Here is a 12,528-nt window from a genome sequence, read left to right as displayed (position 1 = left end):
ATACAGCGATATTCGCGGAGCAGAACAATCGACCTAGGATGGGTTAGCCGCGCAGCGGCGTAACCCATCACCACGGGCCGAGGTGATGGCCGGCTAGTCGCGCTCAGACCACATCACGCCACCGGTGGCCCAGTCACCTTTTTTCACGTCCTCGAAGATCACATCCACTGCGCTGGCATCGCAGCCGAGCACTTTGGTCGACGCGTCGGTCAGGGCCTTGGCGTACTCGCGTTTGATCTCATCACTGCGGCCTTCGAATATTTTGACCAGGAGGGTAGGCATCTAATTAATCCTCAAGACTGAGTTAACAGGACTGCTTAGATCGGTCACGGCGATCCGCTTGGCGCATTGGCGCGCACGCATTATCTGACCGACAGGACAGAAACACAAAGGGCCGCGTCAAGCGGCCCTTTGCAGGTACAGGCGGGATCAGCCGTGACGGCGCCGACGCCACAACCACAGCGCCAGCACGCCGAGGGTCAGCAGCAGCGGCACCAGGGCGATATTGAGGAACTTGAGCGTGCTGCCCAGGGCCTCGATATCGGCATTCAGCTGGTAACGCACGTCGCGCAGCTCCTTGCGGATCGCCAGCTTCTGCTGCACAAACTGCTGCACAGCGGCCTGCTGTTCCGGGGTCAGCTCCAGGGCTTTGCTGGGGTCCTCGCTCTGCTGCAGGGCGGCGAGCTTCTGCTCGGTATCAGCCAGTTGCGTTTGCAGGGCCTGTTCCTTCTCGCGGAACTTGACCTCAGCCTCACGCTGAATCGCGTCCACCACCTCGAACGGCCGGGTAAAGCGACCGCGCGAGCGCACGCTGATCAGCGCTTCGGAGCCAGCCAGGTTGTCCAGGGCGTTGATCGCGAAACCGGCGTTATCCGCCCACGGCTGCGGGATGCGCTGGCCGAAGAAGTCCTGCACCTGCACCCACATGCGGTCGGTGAGCATGTCAGTGTCGGCAACAACGATCACGTTGATGTTGTCGGCCTGCTTGAGGCCATCCTTCTGCCCTTCGATCCCTTCCGGGAAAGCCGTTTGCGCCGGGCCGCTGATACGCGCGGCCAGGGTGTAACGCTCGCCGGTGGGCTTGAGTTCGCGGATCAGCTCTTCCGGATTGGCCAGCATGCCGAAGCGTTTGACATCAAACGGCATGGCGTACTGCGAGCTGCGAATCAGCGGGATGAACTGGGTTTTTGCACCGTTCAGCGGCTCCAGCATGCCGGCGGTGGCCACCGTGATGGTTTCCAGCGAGGCGGTGCTGATGTCGTCCTTGTCCAGGGCGTTTTTCGGCAGGCTCAGCCAGGCGGCGTGACGCACAGGGCGCTGGCCCTGACCCATGCTCACCGACATGGCGTAGGAGCCGTCGCCCAGCACCTGATCCGGCACCATGCGCAGGCCCCAGGCCTTGAACAGCGCGGGCAGGTCGGAGGCTTTGTCGATAACCATCTCGCCAGGCATTTCAGCCTGGGTATCGGCCTCGCTGAACGGGTCGACGAAGGTCAGCAACTTGCCGCCACGCAGGACGAACTGGTCAATCGCATACAGGGTCTGCTCGGGCAGCTGCTTGGGATGAATCAGCAGCAGCACCGAAACCTTTTCCGGGATCAGGTCGACATCGCGCTTGAGGCTTTCGATCTGGAACAGCTGACGGATTTCTTCGATCAGCATCCAGGCCGGTGTCGGCTGGCGTGCGGCCATGTCGAAACCGCCGTTGACCTGCAAGCCAGACAGCACGCCGACCACCGGCCGCTCGGGTTTGGCCAGGCTTTGCACCAGACGGCTGAGTTCGTATTCGAGGAACTCTTCCTGATCCAGGGCGAAGAACGGGATCACCTGGGTCTGGCCTTCGGCATTTTTGCCGGCCAGGCCGAAGTAGATCGAGTCGCCGCCCTGCTGCAGCGGAATGCCTTGCAGGCCGAACTCGGCGGCTTTGTCTTCGTCCTCGGAGAACGGTGCGGGGTCGATGATCGTCAGCTTGAGTTTGCCATCCGCCTCACGCTGGTAGGCCTTGAGCATTTCCTCAACGCGCTTGGAGTAAGTACGCAGCGCGGGCAGGTCCTTGGTGGCGGTGTCGGAGTAGAAGAAGTTCAGCTCCACCGGCTCGTCCAACTCGGCAAGAATCTGCTCGGTGCCGCTGGAAAGGGTGTAGAGCTTCTGCTCGGTCAGATCCAGACGCACGCCGCTAAGGCTGACGCTGGAGAACAGGTTGAAGGCGAGAAACGCCAGGGCAATGAGTGCAAGCCCGGCGCTGGAAACCATCAGCTTTTTCATGGGCGGCCTCAGTCAGCTTTCTTCAGGTCGATTACCACCGCCGTCGCTGCCAACCAGGCGGCAATCAGGGTGAGGAAATACAGCAGGTCGCGCAGGTCGATCACGCCCTTGCTGATCGCATCGAATCGGGTCAGGAAGCTCAGCGAAGCCACGGCATCCACCAGCCATTGCGGCGCCCAGCCACTGAAACCGTCGAGCACCATGGGGAAGCCACTGACGATAAACAGAAAGCACACGCTGACGGCCAGGATAAAGGCGATCACCTGGTTCTTCGCCAGTGCCGACATGCACGAACCAATCGCCAGGTAGGCGCCGGCCAGCAGCCAGCTGCCGATGTAACCGGTGATGATCGCGCCGTTATCCGGCTCACCGAGGTAATTGACGGTGATCACCATCGGGAAGGTCAGCAGCAGCGCCAGACCGGCAAAGGCCCAGGCGGCGAGGAACTTGCCGGTAACCGCATCGAAACGGGTGATCGGCAGGGTCATCAGCAGCTCGATGGTGCCGCTCTTGCGCTCTTCGGCCCACAGGCGCATGGCAATCGCCGGCACCAGAAACAGGTACAGCCAGGGGTGGAAGTTGAAGAACGGCGCGAGGTTGGCCTGGCCGCTCTCGAAGAAACCACCGAGGTAGAAGGTGAAAACCCCGGACAACACCAGGAAGATCAGGATAAATACATAGGCCAGCGGCGTGGCGAAGTAGCTCGCCAGCTCGCGTTTGAAGACCACCGACAGCTGACTCATACCACCTCCCCACGGGTCAGGCTGCGGAACACTTCGTCCAGCCGCCCGCGTTCGACATTCAATTCCTTGACCTGCCAACCGCGCTCGGCGATCAGCGCATTGACCTGCGGGAAGATCACTTCACCCGGTTTGGCCAGGATACTCAGGCTGTGCTCCAGGGCATTTTCTTCCACCCCGGCCACGCCCGGCAGCGCAGCCAGTGCGGCCTGGTCCAGCGGCTCGGCAGCCACCAGGGTAACGGCCTGGTGATAGCGCGAGCGGCTTTCCAGCTCCAGCGGTGTGCCATCGGCCAGCAGCTTGCCGTGGGCGATCACCACCGCGCGGGTGCACACAGCGGAGACTTCCTCAAGGATATGGGTGGAGATGATCACGATCTTGTCGTGTGCCAGGCTCTGGATAAGCTTGCGTACCTGATGCTTCTGATTCGGGTCGAGGCCATCGGTGGGCTCATCGAGGATCAGCACCTTGGGGTCATGCAGAATCGCCTGGGCCAGACCGACGCGGCGCTTGAAGCCTTTCGAGAGGGTTTCGATCGACTGTTCCAGCACGGCGTCCAACTCGACCTGAGCGACTGCTTTGGCAACCCGCTCACGTTTCTCGGCACCCTTGAAACCTCGCACCTCGGCGATAAATTCGAGGAAGCTGCGCACCGTCATATCGCCGTAGCACGGCGCGCCTTCGGGCAGATAACCGATCTGCCGCTGGGCCTTGAGGGTGTCTTTCTGGATATCGAAACCGAGGATGCTGGCACTGCCTGAGGTCGGCGCGAGAAAGCCGGTGAGCATCTTCATGGTGGTGGATTTGCCGGCACCGTTAGGGCCGAGAAAGCCCAGTACTTCACCGGGCTTAACACTGAAGGACAGGTCGTCAACAGCCGTGTGCTGCGCAAAACGCTTGGTTAGGTTTTTTATTTCGATCATGGCCTCTCACCATTGCGGTAACAGGCCCTGCTTGCAGCCGGGCAGGCGCAAGCCGGGCGCGCTTAAATGCCGGGGGAATATAAGGAGTCACGCGCAGGCAGCGCAAGCGAAGAACCGGCGGGTCATGTATCTGTTCGCTACAGCGCTGCTCGCCCACGCGAGCAGCGCTGGTAAAGCTAGAGATTAGAGGGTGCCGCGCAGGGCTTTCTCAAACAACTGACTGTATTGCGCAGCGGTAAAGGCAATCGGGTTGGTGCCCGCAGAAGGATCGACCTCGGCCATCTGCCCAACCTGCTCGATGCGCGCATCATCAATGCCGATCTCGCCCAGGCTATGCGGGATGCCGACCTGCTCACGCAGCGCCATCACCCACTCAAGTACGTCCGTAAAACCGGGCTTGGCCAGGTTCAGGTAGCGCGCCATTTTCTCCATCTGCGGTTCGATGCGCTCTCGGTTAGCCACCAGTACATAGGGCATCAGCACCGCATTGAGCAGGCCGTGGTGGACGTCGTACAGCGCGCCGAGCGGATGGGCCAAAGCGTGCATGGCGCCCAGGCCGCGCTGGAAAGCGGTCGCGCCCATGCTCGACGCCACCAGCATCTGCAAACGCGCTTCCACATCACTGCCCTGCGCCACTGCGCGCGGCAGATACTCCTGCACCAGGCGCATGCCTTCCAGGGCGATGCCCTCGGCCATGGGGTGGAACAGCGGTGAGCAGAAGGCCTCCAGATTGTGTGACAGCGCATCCATACCAGTGGCGGCAGTGATCTTGGCTGGCAGGCCGAGGGTCAGTTCCGGGTCGAGAATCACCAGCGCCGGCAGCATGCGCGCGTGGAAGATGATGCGTTTGATATGCGCAGCATCATCGGTGATCACCGAGGCGCGGCCGACTTCCGAGCCTGTACCGGCAGTAGTCGGCACCGCCACCACCGGGGCCATGCCGGCAACATTGACGCGGTTGCAGTTGTCGCCGATGTCTTCGAAATCCCACAACGGCCGCTCCTGGCCGACCATCAGGGCGATGGCCTTGCCGGCATCCAGCGCCGAGCCGCCGCCAAAGGCGATCACCCCGTCATGCTTGCCGGCCTTGAATGCGGCCACCCCGTCCATCACGTTCTGCCCGGTGGGGTTGCCCTTGATGCCATGGAACAACCCGGCCTTGAGGCCATCATCGCGACAGTGCAGCAGCGCACGGTCGATCATCGGCAGTGCGGCAAGGCCAGGGTCGGTGACCAGCAGCGGTGCGCTCATGCCCAGTTGTCGGCAGGCCGCCGCCAGCTCGCTGATGCGGCCCACGCCGACGCGCACCGAGGTCGGGTAATTCCAGTTCATGCGGTAGTGATTCAGGTCCATGGCGCGCCTCACAGCTGGGTCTTGAAATGGAAGGATTTCGGCCGGGTAACATGCTCGAAGCCGACGCTGGACAGCGTGCAGCCGCGCCCGGAGTTCTTCACCCCGGTCCAGGCCAGTGCCGGGTCGAGGTAATCACAGCGATTGAGAAACACCGTGCCCGCCTCCACCCGTTCGGCCAGGGCCATGGCGGCATCCACGTCACGGCTGAAGATCGCGGCCGTCAGGCCAAACTCGCTGTCGTTCATCAGCGCCAGGGCTTCTTCGTCATCCTTGACCTTCTGGATGCCCACCACCGGACCGAAGGATTCTTCGGTCATCACCCGCATGCCGTGATGCACGTTGGTCAGCACCTGCGGCGCCAGGTACTGCGAACCGGGATGGTCCATGGCAAAGTCGGCTGGCACTAAGTGCGCGGTAGCGCCCTGCTCGATGGCATCGTGAATCTGCCCCCGCACGAAATCCGCCGCTTCGGCACGCACCAGTGGGCCTAACGTGGTGCCCGGGTCATCGGAGCGGCCGAGCTTGTACTGCTTGACCAGCGCCACCGCCTGCTCGACGAAGGCGTCATACAGCGATTCGTGCACATAGATGCGCTCGATGCCGCAGCAGGATTGCCCGGAGTTGAAGAACGCCCCATCAATCGTGGTTTCCACCGCATGGGCCAGGTCAGCGTCGGCGCGCACATAGGCCGGATCCTTGCCGCCCAGCTCCAGGCCGATGCTGAGAAAGCGCCCCACCGCCACCCGCTCGACCATGGTGCCGCCGGGTACCGAACCGGTGAAGGCCACATGGGCAATAGTTGGCGCCTGGATCAGCGCCTCGGTTTCGCCGTGGCTCAAGTGCAGGTACTGGAATACTCCGTCCGGCAAGCCAGCTTCGCTAAAGGCCTCGACCATGCGCTCGGCGCACAGCGGGGTTTGCGCCGAATGCTTGAGCAGCACCGCATTGCCGGCCAGCAGCGCCGGCATCACCGCGTTTACCGCCGTCAGGTAGGGATAGTTCCAGGGTGCGATCACCAGCGCCACACCCAGCGGTTCACGGCGGATAAAACGGATAAAACCGGGCTTATCCGGCACCTGGATATCCGCCAGGGCGCTCTCGGCAATATCCGCCATATAGCTGGCACGCTCGACAAAACCGCGCACTTCGCCTGCGGCATAGCGGATCGGCCGGCCCATCATCCAGCACAGCTCTTCAGCCAGCTGGGTTTCCTTGGCGGCGAACACAGCAATCGCCTTACGGCCGATGGCGATACGTTCAGCCAGCGGGGTGGTTTTCCAGGCCTGCTGCGCCAACTCGGCCTTGGCCAGAGCCGCCTGAATTTCAGGGTTGGAGGCCAGATGGCGCTCGACATACACCGAGCCGTCGATGGGGGAAATGCATTGCAGTTTGCTCATTGAAAAGACTCCATAAGCCCAATCAGCCGGGGCCGCGCGCTAGATAATTTCGAAGTAGCGATCCAGTTCCCAGTCGCTGACATGCCGGCGGTATTCGCGCTCTTCCCACTCACGGCTGGCGGCGAAATGCTCGACAAACTCATCGCCAAACAGCTCCCGTGCCGCCGTCGAGGCCTTCAACCGTTGCGCGGCATCCCACAGGGTGCGCGGCAGGGCCAGCTCCTCGGGGTGCTTCATCGCGTAGGCATTACCCACCACCGGCTCGGTCGGCTCCCACTGCTGCATCACGCCATACAGACCGGAGCCAAGCGCCACCGACAGGGCCAGAAACGGATTGCCGTCGGCCGCGCCCAGGCGATATTCCTGACGTTGGGATTTGTCGCTGCCTGGAATGACGCGCAGCGCAGCGGTGCGGTTCTCCACACCCCAGGTGGCATCGGTGGGCGCCCAGAAGCCGGGAATCAGCCGGCGGTAGCTGTTCAGCGTTGGCGCCACCATGCAGAGGAACTCCGGCATCAGGCGCTGCTGGCCGGCAAGGAAGTGGCGCTGAATTTTGCTCATATTGTGCGCCTGGCTCGGGTCATAGAACGCCGACTTGCCGCTGGCCAGATCACGCAACGACACATGGATATGCCCGCTCTGCCCCGGATATTTGCCCGACCACTTGGCCATAAAGGTGGCCATCAGTCCGTTGCGCTGGGCCAGCACCTTCATAAAGGTTTTGAACAGCGCGCCCTTGTCGGCGGCAGCTTCCGCGCGGTCATAGGCAATCGCCGCCTCCAGCACGCCTGGGCCGGTTTCGGTGTGCAGGCCTTCGATGGGGAAGTCCATGCGTTCGGCCATTTCCAGAATCTCGTGGTACAGCTCAGCGTGCACCGAGTTGCGGATCATCGAGTAGCCAAACCAGTCCGGGGTAAAGGGTTTGAGATTACGAAAACCCTTCTCGCGGGCCGACTCCGGGGTTTCATCGAACATGAAGAACTCATATTCCAGCGCAGCAAAGGCATCGAACCCCATGGCTTTGCAGCGCTCAATCACCCGCCGCAGGGTGCCGCGAGGGCAAACCTTTTCCGCTGCCTCGGCAAACTCACAGATAAACAGCAGCATGCCGTTCTCGAAGGGTAATTCACGGCAGGTATGCGGCAGCACCCGCACTGGCGCATCCGGGTAGCCGGTGTGCCAGCCGGTGTATTGAGCGTTGTCATAGAGCTGGTCCTTCACGTCCCAGCCGAGCACCACATCGCAGAAGGCAAAGCCGCTGTCGAGGGCAGAGAAGAACTTGCTGCGGCTGAGGTATTTGCCGCGCATCACGCCATCGTTATCGAACACCCCGACCTTGATATGGCTAAGGCCGCGCTCTTCGACAATGCGCTTGGCATCCTGAACGGTCTTCACGTCTCGCGGATTGAGCATAAATACACCTGTCTATTGTTGTTATGGCCGACATCCGGTGTCAGTCCTGCAGGCAACAACAGCGTCTCAAGCGCATCCCCACAACCACCACACAACGCGCCCTGACGACTACCCAACGCCTGTTAGAACACCCGGCAAAAAGCTCAATCAGTGTGGTACAGGTTTGCCAAGTTGGCTGGGCAATTAGGCAAAACAACCGGCAAGCGTTGCAGCACAGGTGACGGCAGACACTGCTCTGCTGTAAAAGCACAGACCACCGCCCGCCTTAGACCTGGCCGCATGTGCAACGTAGCCGCCAGATGCCATACCGGAGACTGCTTGAACCCGATGCCCCGCCCCCTGCCAGCGCCCGGCCAGACTCGGCGTCGCGCAGCAGTTGCCGCCGCCCTGGCCCTAACCCTGGCTACCTGGCTTGCGCCTACAACCTGCCTGGCGCGTGACTGGCTGATCTACACCCACAGCCTGGATAGCCAGGCCGTGCTGATCGACGGCCAGTTACGCGGCCGCGAACATGCCGGCAAGCGGGCGTTCTTTCTAGAGCTGGTGCGCGAGCTGCTGGCCGATATGGCCGAGCCGCTGGCAATCCAGGAAGTGCCCTTGGCGCGCGGTCTGGCGCAACTGCAACAGCGTGACGATGTGGTGCTCTTCAACCTTGGCAAAACGCCGGAGCGCCTGCCGCTGGCGCACTGGGTCGGGCCCATCTGGGAAGAGACCGACTGGCTCTACGAGAACAGCCAACGGCCCACCGGTATCCACAGCCTGGAGGATGCCAAGAACCTGTCGGTGTGCGTGCTCAACGGCAGCTCCCATGACGAACGCCTGACGGCCATGGCGTTCACCCAGCTAAAACGCAACAACGCCTACAGCACCTGCTTCGGCATGCTCGCTGCCGGCCGGGTTGCGCTGGTTGCCTCGGCCGACTCCGGGCTGGCGCACAGGCTGCACGAGGCTGGCGTCGCGGCTGACAGGGTACGCCCGAGCGCCGTGCAACTGGGCCGCGATGAAGGCTTTATCGCCCTCTCACGCAGCATGCCGGAGCAGGACATCGCGCGCTGGCGCGCTGCCTTGCTGCACGTGCAGCAGGATGGTCGCTTCCAGGCCTTGCGCAATCGCTACGCGCACTGACTGAGCCGCCAGCCAGCCGAGCAAAAAATACGCCCGCATTTTGCAATACGGGCGTGAGGTGTCGCGAACCCAGGCAGTTAGCCGCGATAGGGCGCACCGGCCTTGGCCATCAGGGCGTTGTACTTCTTGAAGATCTCCACCACCCGCGCGCAACGTGGACTGGTTTTGGCGATTTCATCCCAGAACACCAAAGCTTCGGCCTCAACAGTGGCCCATTCCTCGGCCGGAATCGAGGTCAGTTGCAGTTTGCCGCCTTCGACCCGCAGTTGCGCCTCCCCGCCCCAGTACCAGTGCTGGCGATAGTAGTTGGAGCTGTCCATGCACAGCTTGAACAGGGTTTTCAGATGCTCCGGCACTTCGGCCCATTTGTCCGAGTTGGCGAAGTAGGAGCCGCACCAGGCGCCGGAAATGTTGTTGGTGAGGAAGTACTTGGTCACGTTGGCCCAGCCGACGGTGTAGTCCTCGGTGATGCCGGACCAGGCGATACCGTCCAGCTCGCCAGTCTGGATCGCCACTTCGACATCCTCCCAGGGCAGGGTCACCGGAATCACGCCAAAGCGGGTGAGGAATTTACCGGCAGTGGGAAAGGTGAAAATGCGCTTGCCCTTGAGGTGCTCAAGCTTGGTGATCGGCTCGACCGTGGCGAAGTGGCAAGGGTCCCAGGCGCCGGCGCCGAGCCAGGTTACGCCTTTGACTTCGCCATAGGCCTCGGCCCAGATTTCATTGAGCCCGTACTGGTTGAACAGCACCGGAATGTCCAGGCTGTAACGGGTGGCAAAGGGGAAGTAGCCGCCAAACACCGAAATATCCACGGGCGCGGCGATGGAGTCGTCATCGCTCTGCACGGCATCGATGGTGCCCTTCTGCATGGCGCGGAACAGCTCGCCGGTGGGCACCAGTTGGTCGGCGTAATACAGCTGGATTTCCATCTCGCCATTGGCAGCCTTATTGAAGGCATCGATGGACGGTTTGATCACATGCTCGCCCAAGGCGGCGCCGGCATAGGTCTGCAGGCGCCAAACGATTTTCTTCGGCTCGGCGGCGTAGATATGCGCCGAACCCAATGCCGTTGCCCCTGCTGCCCCGGTGGCCACCGCGGCGGTTTTCAGAAAACTGCGTCTCGTACTCATGCTGTTATCTCCAGGCTTGTCGATTCAGATGGCATACAACCGCACTGCCTGGCCCACGGGGCACTGGCAGGGTTTTCAGAGGGGCAACCTGCACCTGATTGCTCAAAAGCCCTTGAGGATTGCGTACGGCATAAGCGGCGCTGCGCCGCAGCAATCCTCACTGGCTTTATCGGTACGACTGCGCTGGCCTACAGCTGAAATTCATGTGCTCACCCACCGTAATGCCACTGCGGCAGCCACAGGGCGATCTGCGGGAAGACCATGACCAGCACCAGCGCCAGCACCATGATCAGCACGAATGGGGTAACGGATACATAGATGTCACGCAGCGAGACTTCCGGCGGAGCCATGGCGCGCATCAGAAACAGGTTGTAGCCAAAGGGCGGAGTCATATAGGCGATCTGGCAGGTGATGGTGTAGAGCACGCCATACCAGACCAGGTCGAAGCCCAGGGCGCCGACCAGCGGAATATAGAGGGGGGCGACGATCACCAGCATGGCGGTGTCATCGAGGAACATGCCCATGATGATGAACGACAGCTGCATCAGGATCAGCACCTGCCAGGGCCCTAGCCCGAGGCTGTCGAGGAAGAACGCCTCAATCGCCTTGACCGCGCCTAGGCCGTCGAATACCGCGCCGAAGCACAGGGCGGCGAGGATGATCCACATAAACATGCAGCTGATGCCGAGAGTCTTGCGCAGGGTTTCTTCCATCACGCTGCGGGTCAAACGCCCCTTGACCAACGCCATCAGGGTGGCTGCTGCGGCGCCCACCGCCGAGCTTTCCACCAGGCTGGTGATGCCCATGAGAAACAAACCGGTCATGCAGAAGAAGATAAACAGCGGCGCAATGCCGGCCTTGAGCAGCAAGAGCTTCTCGCGCCGGCTGATCTGTCCGCGCTCCTCTTCGGACAACGCTGGCCCCAGCTCGGGCTGCAGGCGACAGCGAATGGCGATATAGAGGATAAACAGCCCCGCCATCAGCAAGCCGGGAAACACCCCAGCCAGCCACAACTGGCCAACCGGCTGGCGGGCGATCATGCCGTACAGCACCAGCACCACACTGGGCGGAATCAGAATACCGAGGGAACTGCCGGCCTGAATCACCCCGGTGACCATGATCTTGTCGTAGCCGCGGCGTAGCAGCTCCGGCAGCGCGATACTGGCGCCGATGGCCATGCCCGCCACGCTCAGGCCATTCATCGCCGAGATCGCCACCATTAGGCCAATGGTGCCGATGGCCAGGCCGCCATTGAGCGGGCCCATCCAGACGTGGAACATCTTGTAGAGGTCTTCGGCCAGCCCCGATTCGGAGAGCATGTAACCCATAAATACGAACAACGGCAGGGTTAGCAGTGGGTACCACTTCATCAGCTTCATGGCCGCGCTGAAGGCCATTTCCGAACCGCCATCGCCCCACAACAGCAGGGCCGCCGCCACTGCGACAAAACCAATCGCGCCAAATACCCGTTTGCCGGTAAGCAGCAGCAACATCATCGAGGAGAACATCAGCAGGGCTATCAGCTCGTAATCCATTACAGCGGTTCCCCCCGCGCAGCGGCGATGTCCTTGAACAGGGTGGCGATGGCCTGCAGCAGCATCAGGGCGATACCGATGCACATGATGATCTTGATCGGCGCCATTTTCGGCGACCAGGCCGAGTAGCTGGTTTCGTTGTACTCAAGGGCGTACTGGGTCGAGGAAATACCGCCGTAGAGCAGGAACACCAGGTAGAAAATCAGAAAGCCGATGGTGATTGCATCGATGACCGCGCGGGCCCGTGGCGACCAGCGGCTGTAGAACAGGTCCATGCGCACATGGGCATCGAGCTGCATGGAATAGGCGCCGCCAAGCAGGAAGTAAGCGACCATCAGAAACTGCGCCGATTCCAGCGTCCAGGCGGCCGGCATAAAGAAAGTCTTGCTGATGGAGGAATAGAGCAGCACGCCGAGAATGGCGAAGATCAGGTACATGGCGAAGCGCCCGACAACGCGGTTGAGCGCCTCCACTGCGTGCACAAACAGCCTGATGGCCTTGGGCATACTGCACCTGCCGAATAATTGTTATTCCGAGAGCCTAGACCAAGATGGCGCAAAGCCAACCAGCGCTGACAGCGTTAGCACAAAGCACGCCAGCTCTTTTATGCAAGCAATCTCTCTCGAAATATCAGCAGCTTAGTGCGC

General features: G+C 61.6%; 11 protein-coding genes. 1 reads left to right on the top strand and 10 read right to left on the bottom strand.

The features are described from left to right. Positions 1 to 93: 93 nt before the first annotated feature. The 7 genes from RHP75_RS05930 to RHP75_RS05900 form a co-directional block, all read right to left on the bottom strand. The gene (locus RHP75_RS05930; protein ID WP_311090908.1) at positions 94 to 282 is read right to left on the bottom strand and encodes a 4-oxalocrotonate tautomerase; all 189 of its coding nucleotides are present in this window, start codon (positions 280 to 282) and stop codon (positions 94 to 96) included. A 147-nt stretch (positions 283 to 429) separates the two neighbouring features. Continuing rightward, a complete protein-coding gene (locus RHP75_RS05925) occupies positions 430 to 2,265 on the bottom strand; it encodes a Gldg family protein (protein WP_311090907.1) in 1,836 nt (611 codons plus the stop codon). A gap of 8 nt (positions 2,266 to 2,273) precedes the next feature. After that, on the bottom strand, positions 2,274 to 3,008 hold the full coding sequence (locus RHP75_RS05920; RefSeq protein ID WP_233686360.1) for an ABC transporter permease subunit: 735 nt from the start codon (positions 3,006 to 3,008) through the stop codon (positions 2,274 to 2,276). Then, on the bottom strand, positions 3,005 to 3,928 hold the full coding sequence (locus RHP75_RS05915; protein WP_311090906.1) for an ATP-binding cassette domain-containing protein: 924 nt from the start codon (positions 3,926 to 3,928) through the stop codon (positions 3,005 to 3,007). The genes RHP75_RS05920 and RHP75_RS05915 overlap by 4 nt, the downstream gene beginning before the upstream one ends. Positions 3,929 to 4,111: 183 nt before the next feature. Next, positions 4,112 to 5,281 (bottom strand): iron-containing alcohol dehydrogenase, encoded by a 1,170-nt coding sequence (locus RHP75_RS05910; RefSeq protein WP_311090905.1) that lies wholly within the window; start codon positions 5,279 to 5,281, stop codon positions 4,112 to 4,114. Positions 5,282 to 5,289: 8 nt separating this feature from the next. Then, on the bottom strand, positions 5,290 to 6,678 hold the full coding sequence (locus RHP75_RS05905) for an aldehyde dehydrogenase family protein (protein WP_311090904.1): 1,389 nt from the start codon (positions 6,676 to 6,678) through the stop codon (positions 5,290 to 5,292). A 39-nt stretch (positions 6,679 to 6,717) separates the two neighbouring features. Continuing rightward, the gene (locus tag RHP75_RS05900) at positions 6,718 to 8,091 is read right to left on the bottom strand and encodes a glutamine synthetase (RefSeq protein WP_311090903.1); all 1,374 of its coding nucleotides are present in this window, start codon (positions 8,089 to 8,091) and stop codon (positions 6,718 to 6,720) included. Between the two features lie 327 nt (positions 8,092 to 8,418). On the opposite strand from RHP75_RS05900, the gene RHP75_RS05895 reads away from it, so the two are divergent. Beyond that, on the top strand, positions 8,419 to 9,216 hold the full coding sequence (locus tag RHP75_RS05895; protein WP_311090902.1) for an ABC transporter substrate-binding protein: 798 nt from the start codon (positions 8,419 to 8,421) through the stop codon (positions 9,214 to 9,216). Positions 9,217 to 9,293: 77 nt separating this feature from the next. Here the strand turns inward: RHP75_RS05895 and RHP75_RS05890 are convergent, their stop codons facing one another. From RHP75_RS05890 to RHP75_RS05880, 3 genes are all read right to left on the bottom strand, one after another. Continuing rightward, positions 9,294 to 10,346, bottom strand: a complete 1,053-nt coding sequence (locus RHP75_RS05890) for a TRAP transporter substrate-binding protein (RefSeq protein ID WP_289239729.1) — start codon at positions 10,344 to 10,346, stop codon at positions 9,294 to 9,296. 209 nt (positions 10,347 to 10,555) lie between these two features. Then, positions 10,556 to 11,881, bottom strand: coding sequence for a TRAP transporter large permease subunit (locus tag RHP75_RS05885; protein ID WP_311090900.1), 1,326 nt, complete (start codon positions 11,879 to 11,881; stop codon positions 10,556 to 10,558). Continuing rightward, complete coding sequence (locus tag RHP75_RS05880; protein WP_257778840.1) at positions 11,881 to 12,387, bottom strand: TRAP transporter small permease subunit; 507 nt, start codon at positions 12,385 to 12,387, stop codon at positions 11,881 to 11,883. The genes RHP75_RS05885 and RHP75_RS05880 overlap by 1 nt, the downstream gene beginning before the upstream one ends. Positions 12,388 to 12,528: the final 141 nt, after the last annotated feature.

Source organism: Pseudomonas sp. SG20056 (genome assembly GCF_031764535.1).
Classification (GTDB): Bacteria; Pseudomonadota; Gammaproteobacteria; order Pseudomonadales; family Pseudomonadaceae; genus Aquipseudomonas.
Note: the sequence above shows the minus strand (reverse complement) of the source record. Positions and strands in the feature narration are given on the sequence as shown.